The sequence below is a fragment of the Rhodococcus sp. SORGH_AS_0303 genome (assembly GCF_030819335.1).
Classification (GTDB): Bacteria; Actinomycetota; Actinomycetes; order Mycobacteriales; family Mycobacteriaceae; genus Rhodococcoides.
On the sequence record NZ_JAUTBO010000001.1, the window covers coordinates 2,962,308 to 2,979,318 of the forward strand.

The 17,011-nt window shown below is 68.8% G+C and carries 19 protein-coding genes; 11 read left to right on the plus strand and 8 right to left on the minus strand.

The genetic code is table 11. The features are described from left to right. The first annotated feature begins 51 nt into the window (after positions 1-51). The gene (locus QE449_RS13895; RefSeq protein ID WP_307108986.1) at positions 52-267 is read left to right on the plus strand and encodes a DUF2945 domain-containing protein; all 216 of its coding nucleotides are present in this window, start codon (positions 52-54) and stop codon (positions 265-267) included. 5 nt (positions 268-272) lie between these two features. Here QE449_RS13895 and QE449_RS13900 read toward each other — a convergent pair whose 3' ends face one another. The 3 genes from QE449_RS13900 to QE449_RS13910 form a co-directional block, all read right to left on the minus strand. After that, entirely contained in the window at positions 273-1,241 is a 969-nt protein-coding gene (locus QE449_RS13900) for a diguanylate cyclase (protein ID WP_307108987.1), read from the minus strand. 46 nt (positions 1,242-1,287) lie between these two features. Then, on the minus strand, positions 1,288-2,475 hold the full coding sequence (locus QE449_RS13905) for a PLP-dependent aminotransferase family protein (RefSeq protein WP_307108988.1): 1,188 nt from the start codon (positions 2,473-2,475) through the stop codon (positions 1,288-1,290). A 176-nt stretch (positions 2,476-2,651) separates the two neighbouring features. Continuing rightward, positions 2,652-4,055 (minus strand): NAD(P)H-quinone dehydrogenase, encoded by a 1,404-nt coding sequence (locus QE449_RS13910; RefSeq protein ID WP_027503701.1) that lies wholly within the window; start codon positions 4,053-4,055, stop codon positions 2,652-2,654. 161 nt (positions 4,056-4,216) lie between these two features. Between QE449_RS13910 and QE449_RS13915 the strand changes: the two genes are divergently transcribed. Further along, positions 4,217-4,684, plus strand: coding sequence for a gamma-glutamylcyclotransferase (locus tag QE449_RS13915; protein ID WP_027503702.1), 468 nt, complete (start codon positions 4,217-4,219; stop codon positions 4,682-4,684). 20 nt (positions 4,685-4,704) lie between these two features. Here QE449_RS13915 and QE449_RS13920 read toward each other — a convergent pair whose 3' ends face one another. Genes QE449_RS13920 through QE449_RS13930 form a run of 3 tightly spaced genes read right to left on the minus strand, consistent with a single transcriptional unit; the run spans position 4,705 to position 7,755 of the window. Continuing rightward, positions 4,705-5,871 (minus strand): M20 family metallopeptidase, encoded by a 1,167-nt coding sequence (locus QE449_RS13920; protein ID WP_307108989.1) that lies wholly within the window; start codon positions 5,869-5,871, stop codon positions 4,705-4,707. Beyond that, positions 5,868-7,040, minus strand: coding sequence for a M20 family metallopeptidase (locus tag QE449_RS13925; RefSeq protein ID WP_307108990.1), 1,173 nt, complete (start codon positions 7,038-7,040; stop codon positions 5,868-5,870). The genes QE449_RS13920 and QE449_RS13925 overlap by 4 nt, the downstream gene beginning before the upstream one ends. 13 nt (positions 7,041-7,053) lie before the next feature. Continuing rightward, positions 7,054-7,755 (minus strand): enoyl-CoA hydratase/isomerase family protein, encoded by a 702-nt coding sequence (locus QE449_RS13930; RefSeq protein WP_222627188.1) that lies wholly within the window; start codon positions 7,753-7,755, stop codon positions 7,054-7,056. A gap of 89 nt (positions 7,756-7,844) precedes the next feature. Here QE449_RS13930 and QE449_RS13935 point away from each other — a divergent pair, with 89 nt between their 5' ends. From QE449_RS13935 to QE449_RS13945, 3 genes are read left to right on the plus strand one after another with little or no spacing between them, the layout of a single operon-like run. Beyond that, complete coding sequence (locus QE449_RS13935; protein WP_197027699.1) at positions 7,845-7,997, plus strand: hypothetical protein; 153 nt, start codon at positions 7,845-7,847, stop codon at positions 7,995-7,997. 16 nt (positions 7,998-8,013) lie between these two features. Then, positions 8,014-8,901 (plus strand): purine-nucleoside phosphorylase, encoded by an 888-nt coding sequence (locus QE449_RS13940; RefSeq protein ID WP_373428392.1) that lies wholly within the window; start codon positions 8,014-8,016, stop codon positions 8,899-8,901. Then, on the plus strand, positions 8,898-10,502 hold the full coding sequence (locus tag QE449_RS13945) for a phospho-sugar mutase (RefSeq protein ID WP_307108992.1): 1,605 nt from the start codon (positions 8,898-8,900) through the stop codon (positions 10,500-10,502). The genes QE449_RS13940 and QE449_RS13945 overlap by 4 nt, the downstream gene beginning before the upstream one ends. Here QE449_RS13945 and upp read toward each other — a convergent pair. Then, complete coding sequence (gene upp / locus QE449_RS13950) at positions 10,499-11,122, minus strand: uracil phosphoribosyltransferase (RefSeq protein WP_027503708.1); 624 nt, start codon at positions 11,120-11,122, stop codon at positions 10,499-10,501. The genes QE449_RS13945 and upp overlap by 4 nt on opposite strands. Before the next feature lie 148 nt (positions 11,123-11,270). On the opposite strand from upp, the gene QE449_RS13955 reads away from it, so the two are divergent. The 4 genes from QE449_RS13955 to QE449_RS13970 are packed head-to-tail and all read left to right on the plus strand — an operon-like array spanning position 11,271 to position 14,374. Then, positions 11,271-11,594: a type VII secretion target gene (locus tag QE449_RS13955; RefSeq protein ID WP_027503709.1), complete on the plus strand. Its 324-nt coding sequence runs from the start codon at positions 11,271-11,273 to the stop codon at positions 11,592-11,594. Next, a complete protein-coding gene (locus QE449_RS13960; protein WP_027503710.1) occupies positions 11,591-12,586 on the plus strand; it encodes a C40 family peptidase in 996 nt (331 codons plus the stop codon). The genes QE449_RS13955 and QE449_RS13960 overlap by 4 nt, the downstream gene beginning before the upstream one ends. Continuing rightward, complete coding sequence (locus QE449_RS13965) at positions 12,583-13,098, plus strand: hypothetical protein (protein ID WP_307108993.1); 516 nt, start codon at positions 12,583-12,585, stop codon at positions 13,096-13,098. The genes QE449_RS13960 and QE449_RS13965 overlap by 4 nt, the downstream gene beginning before the upstream one ends. A gap of 10 nt (positions 13,099-13,108) precedes the next feature. Then, positions 13,109-14,374, plus strand: coding sequence for a hypothetical protein (locus QE449_RS13970; RefSeq protein WP_027503712.1), 1,266 nt, complete (start codon positions 13,109-13,111; stop codon positions 14,372-14,374). A 15-nt stretch (positions 14,375-14,389) separates the two neighbouring features. Here QE449_RS13970 and QE449_RS13975 read toward each other — a convergent pair whose 3' ends face one another. Further along, positions 14,390-14,731, minus strand: coding sequence for a DUF2200 domain-containing protein (locus tag QE449_RS13975; RefSeq protein ID WP_027503713.1), 342 nt, complete (start codon positions 14,729-14,731; stop codon positions 14,390-14,392). A gap of 254 nt (positions 14,732-14,985) precedes the next feature. Between QE449_RS13975 and QE449_RS13980 the strand changes: the two genes are divergently transcribed. Beyond that, positions 14,986-15,801, plus strand: a complete 816-nt coding sequence (locus QE449_RS13980) for a hypothetical protein (protein WP_307108994.1) — start codon at positions 14,986-14,988, stop codon at positions 15,799-15,801. Further along, a complete protein-coding gene (locus tag QE449_RS13985) occupies positions 15,798-16,970 on the plus strand; it encodes an XRE family transcriptional regulator (RefSeq protein ID WP_307108995.1) in 1,173 nt (390 codons plus the stop codon). The genes QE449_RS13980 and QE449_RS13985 overlap by 4 nt, the downstream gene beginning before the upstream one ends. The last annotated feature ends 41 nt before the right edge of the window (positions 16,971-17,011 follow it).

The following is a 17,011-nucleotide window of genomic DNA, read 5'->3' on the forward strand; positions in this document are numbered from 1 at the left end:
GGCGGCACTATCCGGGTATCAGCCCCGCATCGCGACGGAAGGACACGACACATGTCGAAGGACGAATTCACCAAGGGCGACAAGGTCGAGTGGAAGACGCACGGCACCACGACCGAAGGCGAGGTGGTCGAGAAGATCACCTCCGAGACCGAAGCCGGTGGGCGGAAGGTCAAGGCGTCGAAGGACGACCCGCAGTACCGAGTGGAGAGTGACAAGTCCGGCAAGGACGCGGTGCACAAGCCCTCCGCGCTCGATCCCAAGGACTGACCCACTCACGCCTGCTCGTCGACGCCGGCTCTCCTCCGTTTCACCTGGTAGAGGTCGGTGTCGGCGCGTGCGAGAACGTCCGACGCCGGCTCGCCGGGGAACGCGGACGACGCGCAACCGACGCTGACGTGGGGGAAGGCAGCGGCGGTCGCATCGACGAAGGCACGGCTCACGGTCGGCGACGCCCCGTGTACGAGTGCCGCGAACTCGTCGCCGCCCAGTCTCGCGATCACCGTCCCCGGTGGCGCCAGATCGGACCACGAGCGGGCAAGTGAGATCAACAATCGGTCGCCCGCGGGATGACCAGATGTGTCGTTGATGGCTTTGAAGCCGTCGACGTCCAGCGCGACGACGGTGATCGACGACGTCGTCACCGCGGTGACGGCCATCTCCCATCCCGCCCGGTTCCGTACGCCGGTGAGCGGGTCCGTGTGGGACGCGTCGATGAGCGCCCTGGTCACCGATCCGAACGCCTCGGCCGCTCCGACGATCGCGACCACGAAGACCAGGTAGCTGATGGGATACAGCGTCGCGGGGGATGCCGCCGCGGCACCACACACGGCCACCACCAGCACGACCACGAGAACGAGTGCCACCGTCCGTCCATGGAAGGCCCGGATGTACATGGCCAGGAACATCACCGCGATGAGGCACATGAACTGCGACGCGGCGAGGACGTGAAAGGCCATGACGGCGGGCGTCGCGATCATGGCGGCGCCCACCGCGATGCCGAGAGCGGTGCGTCCGCGCGGTCGGACCGCCAGGACGAGCAGCGCTGCCACGCCGAGGACGACAGCCACCACGCCGCCCGCCACCGGTGACGTCACCCGGTCGCCGTGCGGCAGCAGCGAGACGGTCACCCCCACCGCATAGAGGCAGGTGGTCACCAGCAGATACTGGCGCAGCAGGCGGGTGCGGAGTTGGGCGGTTCCGTGCCGAACACCAGGTGGCTGGACGCCGTCGACGGACCGCATGCCGACACGATGCCAGGTTCGGCGGGAGTCGGAAAACCGGAGAGGGCTACCGCGCGTCGTGCGCCGCGGCCAGGCGTCGCACGGCCTCCTGCAGCTCGGCCTCGGTCGACGTCGCGAAGCAGACGCGCAACGCGGTACCGAGTTCGTCGCCATCGGCCGGATCGAAGGCGCGACCGGGAACGTACGCGACGCCGCGGTCCAGCGCTGCCGGCAGCAGCGCCGACGTGTCCGTGCCGTCGGTGAACTGCACCCACAGGAACATCCCGCCGCGGGCCGCATCGACCTCGATCGCCGAACCGAGTTCGCTGCTTAGTGCTCCGACCAACACCTCCGCCCGTGCCGAGTAGACCGCACGCACGTCGTCCAGGTGCTGTCGCAGCCACGTCTCGTCCGCGAGCAGGTCCGCCGCGACCAGCTGCGTCAACGACGACCCGCACAGATCGGCGCTCTGCTTGATCCGCTCCACGGCGTCGCACACCGGTCGGGGCGCGGTGAGCCACCCGACGCGCAGGGACGGTGCCAGGATCTTGGACGCCGAGCCCAGACGGATCACCCGATCGGACGCGATGGGGCCCGGCGGGGGTGCGTCGAACCACACGTCGCCGTAGGGATCGTCGTCGACGACCCAGAAGCCGTACCGTTCCGCGAGGTCGACGAGGGCGCGGCGACGCCCGACCGACAGCACTCCCCCGCGAGGATTGTGGAAGTTGCTGACGGTGTGCACGGCGCGAGGACGCACTCCTGATTCGAGCAGTCGCTCGAGGGCATCGGTGTCGGTGCCGTCCGCATCGACCGGGACCGACTCGATACGGGCACCGACGGCCTGGAACGCTTGCAGCGCACCGGGATACACCGGTCGATCGACCACGACCACGTCGCCGGGATCGACCAGCACGGACGCGAGCAGGCTGAGCGCCTGCTGGGAGCCGTGCGTCACCACCACCGAGGTGGACGGCACCTCGTCGTGGACCAGCGCCGACTCCCGTGCGGCGATCACGTCGCGGAGCCGCCGCACCCCCGTGGTCTCCGCGTACTGCAGGGCGGCGGTGGAGCCACTCAGTATCCGATGCGTGACGTCACGAATGGTGCTGTGCGGCATGACGTCCGGCGACGGAAGACCGCCGGCGAGGGACAGTATGTCCGGCCGGGCGGTCAGCGTCAGCAGGTCACGGATCGCTGATCCGGTGATCGCCGAGGCGCGGACGGACAGGGGTGGCAGAACAGAGGACGACATGGATTCTCCGAGCATCGTGGGACACGAGGCGTCGCGGCGCGCTCACCGGGGTGGGCTCGGAGTCGGTCGTGACGAGAACGGTGCCGCGGGTGGGGCACCGTTCTCGTAGCGTAGCGCGGTGACTCACACAGTGGAACCGCTGTCTCACAGTGTGGGATCACGGTCGAGCGAGGGTGTCAGTCCAGATCGTCGTGGCGCATGAGCTGGCGCGCCGCCTCGGTGATCGACCCCGTGAGAGACGGGTAGACCGAGAAGGTGGCGGCGAGATCGTTCACCGTCAAATTGTTCTGCACAGCGATGGCGATGGGGAGAATCAGCTCGGACGCGGTGGGAGCGACGACCACTCCGCCGATGACCACACCCGTCGCGGGACGGCAGAAGATCTTGACGAAGCCGCGACGCAGGCCGGACATCTTGGCGCGGGGGTTCGTGTTCAGCGGCAGCATGACCGTGCGCGCGGGGACGTCCCCGTTGTCGATGGCGGACTGGCCGACACCCACCGTGGCGATCTCGGGTCGCGTGAACACGGCGGAGGCGACCGTCTTGAGCTTGATGGGGCTGACGCCCTCGCCCAGCGCGTGGTACATCGCGATGCGGCCCTGCATGGCGGCGACGGAGGCCAGTGGCAGCAGGCCCGTGCAGTCGCCCGCCGCGTAGATGCCGGGCACGCGGGTACGCGAGACCCGGTCCACGCGAAGGTAACCGCCGCGGTCGAGCTCGATGCCGACGCTCTCGAGGCCGAGGTTCTGCGTGTTCGGGACGGAGCCGACCGTCATCAGCGCATGCGAGCCCTCGACGGTCTTGCCGTCGGACATCGTCACGACGATGCCGTCGGCGGTGCGGGTCACCGAGTCCGCGCGTGCGTTCTTGATCAACGTGACACCACGCTCGGACAGGACGTCCTCGAGCACGAGTGCCGCGTCGGCGTCCTCACCGGGAAGGACGCGGTCGCGACTGGACACGACGGTGACCTTGACGCCCATCTCGGTGTACGCGGAGACGAACTCGGCTCCGGTCACGCCGGACCCGACCACGATGAGGTGGGTGGGCAGGGAGTCGAGGTCGTAGAGCTGACGCCAGGTCAGAATGCGCTCACCGTCGGGCTCGGCACCGGGCAGGATGCGCGGGCTCGCACCGGTCGCGATGAGCACGACCTCGGCGTCGATCTCCTGCGTCGACCCGTCCGCCAGGGTGGCCTCCACCTGGTGGGCGGCCAGGCCGGGCTGCGTGTCCACCACCTTCGCCGTTCCCGACAGCACGGTCACGCCGACCGTCTGCAGACGGGCGCGGATATCGGAGGATTGAGCCTGCGCAAGGGATTTCACGCGGTTGTGGATCTGCGGCAGGTCGATGGTGGCCGAGGTCGGGTCGAGCTCGATACCGAGGTCGGACGCGCGACGCATGTCGGTGCGGATGCCGGTCGAGGCGATGAAGGTCTTGGACGGAACACAGTCCCAGAGGACGCAGGCGCCGCCCACTCCGTCGGAGTCGATGAGCGTCACCGTCCCGCCGTGCTGGGAGGCGACCAGAGCGGCCTCGTATCCGGCCGGTCCGCCTCCGATGATCACGATGCGGGTCATTCGTCCTCCGTTGCGGGTTTTCGGGAGAGTCCTGGCGAGTGAGGGTTGCTCACAGCATCAAACCTATTCCACGGGGTGCCGCGGCTGCACGTCAGGCCGAGCCCATATCGGTGGGCACCTCGATCCGCGCGAATCGGGTACGACGGTTTAGGCTGACCGCCGTGCCGATCTATGCCGCTTACGGCTCCAACATGCACCCCGAGCAGATGCTCGAGCGGTGCCCCCACTCCCCTGCGGCCGGAACCGGGTGGTTGCCGGGGTGGCGTCTGACCTTCGGCGGCGGCGACATCGGCTGGGAGGGCGCGCTCGCGACCGTCGTGGAGGACCCCGACTCGAAGGTGTTCGTCGTGCTCTACGACGTCTCACCGGAGGACGAGGAGAGCCTCGACCGGTGGGAGGGTTCCGAGCTCGGCATCCACCGCAAGATCCGCCTCCGCGTCGAGACGGACGACGAACCCGTCCTGGCGTGGCTCTACGTGCTCGACGCCTACGAGGGTGGGCTGCCCTCGGCGCGCTATCTCGGCGTCATGGCCGAGGCCGCGGAGATCGCCGGCGCCCCGGCCGACTACGTGCGCGACCTGCGCACCCGCAACAGCCGCAACGTCGGCCCCGGGACCTCGTCGCTCTGATCCTCGGGCAGCTTTGATTCTCAGGCGACGGGGTCGTCTCCCAGTCCCAACGCCAGTGCCGTCATCGTGCGGACACCGACGGCCAGCGCACGCTCGTCCAGGTCGAACGTCGGCTGATGGATGTCGAGCTGGGGTCCGACGCCCGACCACACGCCGAGACGCGCCATCGCGCCCGGCACGTGCTCCAGGTACCACGAGAAGTCCTCGCCGCCGCCGGACTGTGCGGTGTCGGCCAGGGCGTCCGGGCCCAGCGAGCGGATGGCCGCCTCGAAGCGCCGGGTGGCGTGTTCGTCGTTGACCACCGGCGGCACGCCGCGGCGGTAGTGCACCTCGTACTTCACGCCGGTGGGCGCGAGCACGCCGGCGACGATCTCCTGCACCAGCGGCTCGAGCAGTGCCCACGTCTCGTGGTCGCCCGTCCGGACCGTGCCCGTGAGCATCCCCTTCTGCGGGATGGCGTTCGGGGCCTGACCTGCGACGACGGCGCCCCACACCATGACGGTGCTGGTGCGCGGGTCGACGCGGCGGCTCAGCAGTCCCGGCAGACCGGTGATGACCGTGCCCAGCGCGTACACCAGGTCGGACGTCAGGTGCGGACGGGAGGTGTGTCCGCCGGCCGAGTCCAACCGCAGTTCCACGGTGTCCGCCGCGGAGGTGATCGCGCCCACGCGGATGCCGACGCGTCCGACCTCGAGACGGGGATCGCAGTGCAGCGCGTAGATCTGCGACACGCTCTCCAGCGCGCCCGCGGCCACCATGTCGAGAGCGCCCCCGGGCATGACTTCCTCGGCGGGCTGGAAGATCAGCCGGACGCCGTGCGGCAGCGAGTCGAGCGAGGCCAGCGCCAGCCCGGTCGCCAGCAGAACCGTCGTGTGGGCGTCGTGTCCGCACGCATGGGACACACCCGGGACCGTCGACGAGTACTCGGCGCCGGTGAACTCCGTCAGGGGCAGCGCGTCCATGTCGGCCCGGAGAGCGACGCGCGGACCGGCGGGGCCGATGTCGCAGATGACGCCGCTGCCACCGGGAAGCACCACCGGGGACAGTCCCGCGGCGGTGAGGGTCTCGGCGACGAACTTGGTCGTCTCGAATTCCTGCCTGGCCAGCTCGGGGTGCATGTGGATCCGTCGACGCCACGTCACGAGATCCGCCCCGTGTGCTGCGATCCAGGCGTCGGCCGGATTCATCGTCGTACCGTCCTCTCGTGTGTGCCCTCGACGAGTCGAGAGCGTTGCTGTGGGTCGGTGGCCGCCGCGACGGCCACCCGAGCGAGGGCGCGGGCCCCGTCGACGACGGCGCGGTCGGCCGACTCGGTGATGCACGCCGTGGTGAAACCTGGCTGGTGAGTGACCGCACCGCCGGAATCGAGACCGATCACCGGATGGATGCCCGGGATCCGCGCGGTGACGTTGCCCATGTCCGTGCTGCCGAACGGGCGCGAGGTCTCGAACTCCTCGGGAACCAGTGCGCGACCGAGAGTGCTTGCGACACGACGGTATTCGGCCACCAGCCAAGGATCGGGAGTGAGTTCGGTGTAGGTCGGGGACACGGTGACGATCTCGTGGGTGCACCCGGTGGCCACCGCTCCGGCCTCGAAGCATCCCCGCGCGCGGCGATCGAGATCGGCGAGTGCCTCCGCAGTGTCCGCGCGCAGGTAGTAGAACATCTCCGCCGATCCGGGGACGATGTTCGGGGCGGTGCCGGCGTGACCGACGATGCCGTGGATCTGCTGACCCGGGCGCAGATGCTGGCGCAACAGGCCGACACCGACCTGCGCGACGGTGACGGCGTCGCCCGCGTTGATGCCCCACTCGGGCGCCGCGGAGGCGTGCGCTTCACGCCCTGCGTATCGAACGGCGATGTCCGACAGCGCGAGTGAGCGCGCGGCGGCGATGTCGAGCGGACCGGGGTGCACCATCATCGCCAGCGAGACGTCGTCGAACACCCCGGCGTCGAGCATGAGGACCTTGCCGCCGCCGGACTCCTCGGCCGGGGTGCCGAACACCCGGACGGTCAGCCCCAGCTCGTCGGCGACCGACGCGAGGGCCAGCCCCGCACCGACTGCCGACGCCGCGATGATGTTGTGTCCACAGGCGTGGCCGATCTCCGGCAGTGCGTCGTATTCGGCGCACACGGCGACCACCAGCTCGCCCGAACCGTAGGTCGCGTCGAACGCCGTCGGCAGGCCCGCGACGCCCCGCCGCACCTCGAATCCGCCACCTGCGAGCAGATCGGCCGTCGCCGCCGACGCGAAGTGCTCCTCGAAGGCCAGCTCCGGACGCGCGTGCACGGCGTGCGACAGGGCGACGAGATCGCCGGTCGCGGCGTCGAGAACGGAATCGAGGGTCGAGGACACGGGACTCAGTGTGTCACTGCCCCAGTGAGAAGGTGCTCTCCGCCGTGGGGACGGACAGCGCGGCGAGGGTGCGCACGTGGATGCTGTCCTTGATGGACGTGAGGTTGGCGCCGCGGGTGGACACCCGTTCGGCCGCCTGCGCCACCGCGGTGGACAGCAGCTCGTCCTCGCCGGCGACGGCCTGCACGATGCCGAACTCGAGGGCGTCCGCGCCGCCGTAGCGACGGCCGGTGGTCATCGCGTCGATCATCGTCCGACTCGGCAGGCGCTCGGCCAGCAGCGTCGACATGCCCTCGGTGAACGGCATGCCGAGGTTCACCTCGGGAAGGCAGAAGAAGCCCCGGTCCGCGCGCATGACGGACGTGTCGTGGCACAGGGCGAGCATCGCGCCGGCGCCGAAGGCATGGCCCTGTACGGCGGCGACCGTGGCCATCGGAAAGCGCAGCAGCCGGGTGTAGACGGTGTGCACCAGGTCGAGGTACTCCGGAATGGAGTCCGCGTGGCTGAACAGGTAGTCGGTGTCCAGGCCGTTCGAGTAGAACTTGCCGCCGCCGACGGTCACCAACGCGGCCGGACCCTCCGACGCCTCGGCCTCGTCGAGGAGCGTGTGCACCTGCTCGATCCACTCCGGGTGGAAGCGGTTCTCCGGGTTGACGCCGTCGGCGTGGGCGAGGCTGAGGACGAAGACGTCTCCGTGGCGATCGAGTGAAGGCATGGACGGATGGTACTCGTCGGTAACCAGACCCCGATCGACGCCGGCGACGCTCGGTTGCGCGGGACCGATTTCCGGAGGACCGTGCAGTCATGGCTCTCGCGGCGATCCTCCAGCTCGGTGTGATCGTGCTGCTCGCGGCCCTCTCCGCGATGCTGTTGTTCGTCGGCGCGTTCGGATCGGGCGCCGTGATCGCCTCGGCCGCGTCTGTGTGGTTCTGGCGTCTCTACCGAGCCCACACCTGACACTCCGCCGTCTCGCCTGCCGCAGCGAACACCCGCCCGCGGCGATAGGGTCGGACGTGTGAGCACTCCCCCCGTACCGGCCGACTCGGAGAACGCACTCGTCGATCCCGAGACCGATCCCACCGGAGCCGCGGAGGCGGCCGCCGCCGCCCTGGCCCGGATCACCGGCATCGCCGAGCATCCCGTGGCAGTGGTCCTCGGATCCGGGTGGCAGAAGGCCGCGGAGCAGTTCGGCACACCCCAGCACATCGTTCCCATGTCCTCGCTGCCCGGCTTCGCCGCACCCAAGGCGCTGGGCCACTCCAACGCCATGTGGTCCGTGGACGTCGAGGGCACGCAGGTCCTGATCCTGCTCGGGCGCACCCACGCGTACGAGGGACATCATCTCGGCCGCGTGGTCCATCCCGTCCGCACGGCGGCCGCCGCCGGCGCTCGCACCATCGTCCTGACCAACGCGGCGGGCGGCATCCGTGAGGGCATGGCTGTCGGCGATCCCGTGCTGATCTCCGACCACCTCAACCTGACGGCGCGGTCACCGCTGATCGGCGCCCAGTTCGTCGATCTGGTCGACGCGTACTCGGCCGACCTGCGCGAGGTGGCCCGAGGAATCGACCCGAGCCTGACCGACGGCGTCTACGCCGGACTGCCCGGCCCGCACTACGAGACGCCCGCCGAGATCCGCATGCTCCGCACGCTGGGCGCCGACCTCGTCGGCATGTCCACGGTGCACGAGACCATCGCGGCTCGGGGTGCGGATGCCCGTGTCCTCGGTATCTCGCTGGTGACCAACCTCGCGGCCGGGATGACCGGAGAGCATCTGGACGGCGACGAGGTGATCGCCGCCGGCGCCGCCTCGGCCGAGCGGATGGGAACTCTGCTGCGACGGCTGGTCCCGCAACTGTGACAGAACTCGACGCCGTCGTCCGGCAGTGGATCGAGGACGATCCGGACCCCGCGACGCAGGCGGAACTGCGCGATCTCGACGCGAGTGATCTGGCCTCGCGGTTCGCCGGTGCGCTCACGTTCGGCACCGCGGGTCTGCGCGGACCCGTGCAGGCCGGGCCCGGTGGCATGAATGTCGCCGTCGTCACGAGGGCCACACACGGTGTGGCGCAGTATCTCTCGCGTCATCACGCGGCCGGCTCCGAGGTGGTGGTGGGCCGGGACGCCCGGCACGGCTCCGCGGAGTTCGCCGTCGCCGCGGCCGAGGTCCTGGCCGCGGCGGGCTTCCGCGTCACCCTGCTCCCGGATCCGGCGCCGACCCCGGTGCTCGCGTTCGCCACGAGGTCACGCGGCGCCGTCGCCGGCATTCAGATCACCGCTTCGCACAATCCCGCGGCAGACAACGGCTACAAGGTCTACCTCGACGGCGGCGCCCAGTTGGTGTCGCCCGCCGACCGGGAGATCGAGGAGTTCATCCGGCAGGCGCCGGGTGCGTCCTCGATCGCACGCACCGCCGTCACGCCCACCGCGGACCCCGTGATCGAGCAGTACCTCGACCGGGTGGCACAGCGCGTTCCCGAGCGGCCGTCGCACTCCACCCTCCGTGTGGCACTCACTCCGATGCACGGGGTCGGCGGGCCCGTGGCCGTGGAGGCGTTGCGCCGCAGCGGTGTCACCGACGTCCACATCGTGACGTCGCAGTTCGACGCCGACCCGGACTTTCCCACCGTCACCTTTCCCAACCCCGAGGAGCCGGGCGCGGCGGACCAGGTGCTGGCGCTTGCCGCCGAGGTCGACGCGGCACTGGCCATCGCTCTGGACCCGGACGCGGACCGGTGCGCGATCGGCGTGCGCGGGCCGAACGGTGTCCGCATGCTCACCGGCGACGAGACGGGAGCGGTGATCGCAGACCACGTCCTGCGGTCGGCGCCGCCGGGATCACTCGTGGCCAGCACCATCGTGTCGTCGAGCCTGCTCTCGGCGCTCGCGCCCGCCCGCGGCGCCCGCTACCGGCGCACGCTCACCGGCTTCAAGTGGCTCGTGCGCGCCGGCGACGGCCTGGTGTACGCCTACGAGGAGGCGATCGGACACTGCGTCGACCCGGACGCGGTGCGAGACAAGGACGGCATCTCGGCTGCCGTGCTGCTCGCACACATCGCGGCCGACCTGGCCGAGGAGGGACGTACGATCCTCGACGTCCTCGACGATCTCGACCGCGAGTTCGGAGCGCGCGTGGGCACCCAGGTGTCGCGGCGCGTCACCGACCTCTCGGAGATCGGCGACATGATGACGCGCCTGCGTTCCGCCCCACCGACGACGTTGGCGGGTGCGACGGTGACCTTACGCGACCTGAACACCCCCGACGCCGAACTCCGCACCGATGCAGTGGAACTGACCGGCGAACGGTTCCGCGTCATCGTTCGGCCGTCGGGAACCGAACCGAAGCTGAAGGCCTACCTGGAAGTGGTCGAACCGGTGGCGACGGCGGAGGATCTGGCGCCGGCCAGGACACGCGCGGCCGACACGCTCGAGTCCCTGGCCGACTTCGCCCGCTCGCTCTAGCGGGGACCGAACTGGCGGTCCCCGGCGTCACCGAGGCCCGGCACGATGTACGCGTTCTCGTTCAGACCCTCGTCGATGCTGGCGGCGACGAGGCGCACGGGCAGTCCCGACGACGCGAGTGCCTGCACTCCCTCGGGGGCGGCCACGACGCAGATGCACGTGACGTCGTCCGCGCCGCGCTGCACCAGCAGCTCGATGGTATGGACCATCGACCCGCCCGTGGCGAGCATCGGGTCGAGGACGTACACCGGGTAACCGGCCAGGTCGTCGGGCAGCGATTCCATGTACGGCACCGGCTGATGTGTCTTCTCGTCGCGCGCGATGCCGACGAAGCCCATCCGCGACTGCGGGATCAGCGAGCTGGCCTTCTCCACCATGCCCAGGCCCGCGCGCAACACCGGCACCAGCAGCGGCGGCGACTTCAGGCGCGTCCCGGTGGTCACCGCGACCGGCGTCGTGACGTCGAACTCGACCACGGGCGCGTCGCGCAGCGCCTCGTAGACCAGCATCTGCGTCAGCTGGCGCAGTGCGGATCGGAACGCGGGGTTGTCCGTCGACTGGTCGCGCATCTGGGTCAGCAGCGCGGACGCGAGGGGGTGGTCGAGTACGCGGGTGTCCATGTCGGGCGTGGTGTTCACCGGGATCACCCTAGTCGGCGATCGGCGCCCGCTCCCGGTCGAACGGATCCGCGTGATCGGGGAACCGCGAGCCGCTCCGCACCGTCTGACTTCGAGACGGTGCGAGCACGCGAGTGAACGGTGGACTGCAGTGGCCGAGAGCGGTACGACATTCGACGTCCGAGTGGACGGTCTGCACGACGGTGCCGGCCGTCTGACCGACGCCGCACTCCTCGTGCGGGACGCGTCCACGGTGGCACGGGGTGCAACGGGCTCCGCGGCGACGCTCGGCCTCGTCGGAGCCGACTTCGGAGTCGCGTTCGCCGGTGCCGCGGCGCGCTACGCCGACGGCCTCGGCGCGCTGTCCGACCTGTTCGAGCACCTCGGGTCGTCCGTGCAGTCCGCAGCGCGGTCCTACGACGACGGCGACACCTCGCTGTCCGACGTGCTGATCGGCACCGGTGCACCGCGATGATCGATCTGCTGGCCGCGCCCCTCGAGACTCTGATCCGCTCTCTCGGCACCGGCCGTCCGTTCCCCGACACCGATTCCCTCGACTCGGGCATCGCGTCACTGTCCGACGCCTCGCGACAGGTGACCGACGGAGTCACCGCTCTCTCGGACGCGTGGTCCGGACCCGCGTCCGAGGCCGCTCTCGACCTCACCGTGCGCGGCGCCGCCGCGGCCGGGTCGATGATCGAGCACGCCGGCGCGCTGCAGTCACTCGCCGCCGAGGCGCAGGCGAGCGTCGCGCGTGGGGTCGCCGAGCTGCAGACCATCATGGCCGCTTTCCTCACGGGCGCAGCGGCACTCGCGCCCGCGGCCCTCACTCCCCCGGGACAGACCGCACTCATCGCCCACGCGACGCACCACCTCGACAATGCTCTCGCCGTCCACGCTCGGGTGCGAGCAGAGCTCGATGCCCTGGCCGCCCGCGTCGGCGCACTCGTCGTGCCGGAGGTTCCCGCGCTTCCGTCTCTGCCCGCGTCGCCGGACGCGGCTCTCCGCGGGCTGTTCGCGCCGACGGCTCCGGAGCAGCCGGTCGATCCGGCGTCGCCCGGCGTCGACGAGACCGGCACGCTCGTGACGCTTCCCGACGGCAGCACCGCCATGGCGCCCAACGAGCGCGCGGCCGGAGCCGTCCGCTTCGCGCTCGCCCAGCAGGGCACGCCGTACGTGTGGGGCGGCACCACCCCCGGCCAGGGCCTGGACTGCAGCGGACTCACACAGAGCGCGTACGGCACCGCCGGAGTGGACCTGCCGCGGCTCGCGGCCGACCAGGCGGTGGGCAGCCCGGTGAGCGCCGAGGACCTGATGCCGGGCGACCTCGCCGTGTGGGACGGTCACGTCGCGATGGTGGTGGGGAACGGTCAGATGGTGGAGGCGGGCGACCCGGTCAGCGTCAGTGCCGTCCGGACGTCGAACGTCGGCATGAGCTTCCACGGCTTCTACCGGCCGACCGCATGACCGGCGGACACGCCACCTCGCGCGCCGGACGCATCGTGGTGCTGCCGTCCGGCGAGATCGTGGACCTGGAGCTCGAACGTAGGGAGCTCGCCTTCGGGGGTTCCGCGGTAGCTGCCGCGGTGCGGATGCTGCACGGGCTCGCACATCCGGTGGCGCCGGTGCCCACGGCGGGCCCTGCCGACGACGAGCTCGTCGAGATCGGCTCGTCCGGTTCGGCACGACGCGTGTCCGCCCTGCTGCACCGGACTCTCGACGACCTGGCTCGCGTGCGCGGTCGCAACGACAGGGACGACGCGCTCGTCCGGGCCGAGGTGGACGCGCACGGACATCTGGTCGGCCTCACCGTCGAGGACGACGTCCGAGAGATGCGCTGTCATCGGGTCGAGGCGGCGATCGTCCACGCGGTGAACACAGCCGTTCTGGCCGTCGTTCTCGAGCGTGCCGACATCCACGCCGCCCTGCGTCTGGGGCTCGACACGGCGTCCAGTGAGGACGCCCGGCGGCTGGGATAGGCTCGCGGCCATGGCTGGAGACATCGTCCCGATCGAACTCGGTGTGACTGCCGGCGACCTCGTCACCCTGTGGGCGCCCGAGTGGCGTGAGGACGGCGAGGAGTGGGAGGCCTTCCTCGGTCGCGAGGACGATCTCTACGCGTTCCCGTCGGTGGCCGAGATGGCGGCGTTCATCCGCACCGACACCGACAACGACCTCGTCGACCATCCCCAGTGGCGCACCGTCGTCGCGCTCTCCGCAGCGCACATCGAGCCGGACGACGACCACGTCTACGACCTCGTGGGCGTTCCGGAGCTCGCCGCGGGGGATCCGGACGAGGACTCCATCATCGAGCTGGCCCGCTCCCTCGAGATGGCACGCACCCTCGGCGAGGTCTGCGAACTGGATGCCGTCACTCGCTTCTTCTCTGCCAATGCACTTCTCGGAGTGCTGTCCCGCGGTGCCGACGCCTTCGTCGGGCGTGAGGGCTCGCAGCTCTGGAACCGTATCGGTGCCGTCGTGGCGAAGGGGTGGGACGCCGTCCTCGACGCCATCGACACCGTCCTGACCACTCCCGACGTCGATGCCGAGGCGACCGCCGTGGCCGATGCGGAGATCACGGCCGCAGCCGAGAACATCGTGGACGCAGAGGATCTGGACGACGAGGACATCGACACCGACGACGACACCGCGTCGGACGACTCCGATGTAGTCGTGGTCCCCGTCGACACCGACGACGAGGACGAGACCTACTGGGGCTCGGTGGGTATCGATCCGGTGCGCATCATCACCTCCGAGGACACCTACTACACACTGCGCTGCTACCTCGACGACGAGCCGCTGTTCCTGGGACGTTCGGGCGCGATCTTCGTGTTCGGAAGTGAGCGCGCGCTCGCCCGCTACCTGGCCGACGATCACGACCACGACCTCACGACGGTCAGCACGTACGACGACGTGCGCACCGCGGCCGTCGACGGTTCTCTCGACGTGCAGGTGACCGACGAGAACGTGTACGTGCTGCCCGGGCTCGCCGACGACCTGGCCCGCGGACCGGAATCCGTCGACGCCGATCAGCTCGATCTCGCCGTCGAACTGTTCACCGACGCAGCCGACTACGCCAAGGACGCGTCCGTCGAGGAGGCACTGGCGCCGGCCACTCCCCTCGGCTGGCTCATCTCCTACATCCTCGAGCCGGTGGACGGACGCATGGCCCCGAGCGCTCCGTTCGACGCCGAGGCGGAGTCGTGGCGCGCCCTGGAGCGCGAGTTCGAGACCCGGTTGCGTCCGACCACCTGACCGTCGGCGTGCCGATCAGGCGCGCAGGATCTTCGCCATCGGTCGCCCCTTGGCGAGCTCGTCGACGAGCTTGTCGAGTCGACGGATGTTCTGCATCAGCGGATCCTCCACCGACTCCACCCGCACCCCACACACCGACCCTGTGATGAGCGGCGCGTTCGGGTTCAGCTGCGCGGCCTCGAAGAAATCGAGGAACGTCGTGTCCGCCGAGAGGTGCTGCGCCAACTCGGCGTCGTCGAAGCCTGTGAGCCAGCGGACGACCTCGTCGAGCTCGTCCTTCGTCCGACCCTTGCGCTCCACCTTGGTGACGTAGTGCGGGTACACGGACGACACGGGGGTGGTGAAGATGCGGTGCACGGGTGGGAGTGTAGCTGCGGGGTGGGCTTAATCGGTGTTAACGCACCGTCACCTCATGTCGGTCGCGCTTCCGTTGCGAAGTCTCCACCGGCGTCGATCAGTGATTGCCGGTCGCTGCGCGCGCGTACCCCGGCTCGCTGTCGGCACTTCCTTGGGACCGTTCGGCTTAGTCCACTCCGTTTGATCGATTATCGTGTTAAAGTGAAGCATAGGCGGTCAAATCCGGCTGCTAACTGAGCTTGCAGGAGCGCGGCGTGGATAGAGCTAAGCCTTCCGACTACGCGATCGATCGGTTTGGTCGAGTCGCACCGATAGTGCAGAACGCTGTCATCGAGACGGTTCTTGCGGCACAAGCAGCGGCACTCAGGGTGCATGTCGAACACGGACTGCCAGAGCGAGACCCCTACGGAACTGCGTTGCGAGGTCACCTGAACCGCGGACTGCTCACGAGGTTGAAGGACGTTCCGGGCATCGCAGCTCGCAAGCCAGCCGGCCAACGCGCTCGATACGACCTGCCGATTGTGGAAGAAACTGGCGTAGCGCTGTATTGGTGGCGGGTGCCCGGAGACGGGCGGACACGTCTTCTCGATGCAAAGCTACCGAGGGTTTCGCACCTGCAACAGCACCTCATGACGTTCGCTCCTACCGTCGTCGAACCTCAGATGACGATCGAGCATGCAGCGATGACCGAGGAGGAGCTCGACAAGCACTTCACCGAGGACGAAGAGTTCAGCAGGCAAATGACAGAGGCAGAAGGACGCACAGTCACGCTCTGGGTTTCTGCCTCGCCAGACGGCCTGTTCGACTTCGGCTGGGGAGATGCGGAATTGGTAGATGCAGAAACCGGACAGCTCGCTTGGCCCCGCCACCACTCGTTGAAGAACGTTGCAGCGGTCTCACTCGTCCCCGCTCTGGAAGTGAGGGCGGACGGCAAGACCGGAGTCGATCGGTTCGACAATGATGATGAGCAGGGTGACGGGTTCGACTTGTCTGTGCGTGCTCCCGGTGAGCCAGTCACTTCCGAGAAGCAGAACGAAGATGACCAGAACACCGGTAGTGGGGACAGTTGAAAGACCGCGATACACGCCAGCTGAGTCTCCTGCCCGACAACGATTTAGCGGCAGATCATTTGGGCATCGGCACCTTTGATTCGGCGAGACTGACGCAGGCTCGCCGCCTCGCGGGAGTCACCAAAAAGTTCGTTGCCGATGAGGTCGGGGTCTCTCCCGTCGCGGTCGGTCAATGGGAGTCCGGCACTGCGAATCCGCGACCGGACAATGTCGAGGCTCTCGCGCGCATCCTGGACGTTCCGATCGCATTTCTGGCTACCGGCCGGCCGTATGCACGGCTAGATGCAGCGCACGCTCATTTCCGGAGTCTGCGCCGGACACCGGTCAGCCAACGTGACAAGGCGACATCGTTCGCGGAGCAGGTCTGGGAACTGACCCACGCCCTGGAGAAGCGGGTCAGATTTCCTGCAGTCGACCTCCCGGGGTTTTCGGCGGGCGAAGTAACCCACACGGAGGAGTTTCCTACCGACCCCGTCTCGGCCGCACAGGCGCTTCGTCACCATTGGGGTTTGGGTACGGGTCGTCTCGGACGCGTGGTTCGCACGATGGAGCAACACGGGATCATCGTCACGTTGGTGCCCTTCGCGGGCACGGCAACCAAGACGATCGATGCATTCTCGACGTCGAAATTACCTCGACCTATTGTCGTGCTCACACCGGACCGAGCTGACGATGTCTACCGTCACCGCTTCAGCGCCGCTCACGAGCTTGGACACCTAGTAATGCACAGCGATTGCTTACCAGGCGACCCCGAGCAAGAGCGTGAAGCCGACGTATTTGCTGCCGAGTTCCTGACTCCGCGCTCCGAGATCACGCCATTACTGCCCCCTCGTCTCGACTTCAAGAAACTAGGCGATTTGAGTATCCAGTGGGGCGTGTCGATCGATTCGCTCCTACGCCGATGCAAAGAAGTGGGAGCCGTGTCCGAGGCAACATACCGGCGCTCTCATCAGCGACTCGCCACACTCCGCGCATCGGGCCTGTTCGGCAATGAACCAGTCCAGGGGTATCCGGGCGAGGTTCCGGCCCTTCTACCCTCAGCCTTCGAGATGGCGGAGGAAAACGGTCTGACTTTGAAGCAGCTCGCGTCAGAGTTGCGGGTCAACCTACCCCGGATTCGGCTTCTCCTGGGGTTTGGCGACACCAGACCAGAATTGATTCTCGTTTGATGTGACCTGCCCACATCCTCATATCAGACATGGCGCATTGG

Coding starts and splice junctions, on each gene's coding strand:
- QE449_RS13900 (WP_307108987.1), bottom strand. CDS start 1,241: ATGCGGTCCGTCGACGGCGTCCAGCCACCTGGTGTTCGGCACGGAACC.
- QE449_RS13930 (WP_222627188.1), bottom strand. CDS start 7,755: ATGCCTTCACTCGATCGCCACGGAGACGTCTTCGTCCTCAGCCTCGCC.
- QE449_RS13920 (WP_307108989.1), bottom strand. CDS start 5,871: ATGAATCCGGCCGACGCCTGGATCGCAGCACACGGGGCGGATCTCGTG.
- QE449_RS13960 (WP_027503710.1), top strand. CDS start 11,591: ATGATCGATCTGCTGGCCGCGCCCCTCGAGACTCTGATCCGCTCTCTC.
- QE449_RS13935 (WP_197027699.1), top strand. CDS start 7,845: ATGGCTCTCGCGGCGATCCTCCAGCTCGGTGTGATCGTGCTGCTCGCG.
- QE449_RS13905 (WP_307108988.1), bottom strand. CDS start 2,475: ATGTCGTCCTCTGTTCTGCCACCCCTGTCCGTCCGCGCCTCGGCGATC.
- QE449_RS13965 (WP_307108993.1), top strand. CDS start 12,583: ATGACCGGCGGACACGCCACCTCGCGCGCCGGACGCATCGTGGTGCTG.
- upp (WP_027503708.1), bottom strand. CDS start 11,122: ATGGACACCCGCGTACTCGACCACCCCCTCGCGTCCGCGCTGCTGACC.
- QE449_RS13970 (WP_027503712.1), top strand. CDS start 13,109: ATGGCTGGAGACATCGTCCCGATCGAACTCGGTGTGACTGCCGGCGAC.
- QE449_RS13895 (WP_307108986.1), top strand. CDS start 52: ATGTCGAAGGACGAATTCACCAAGGGCGACAAGGTCGAGTGGAAGACG.
- QE449_RS13910 (WP_027503701.1), bottom strand. CDS start 4,055: ATGACCCGCATCGTGATCATCGGAGGCGGACCGGCCGGATACGAGGCC.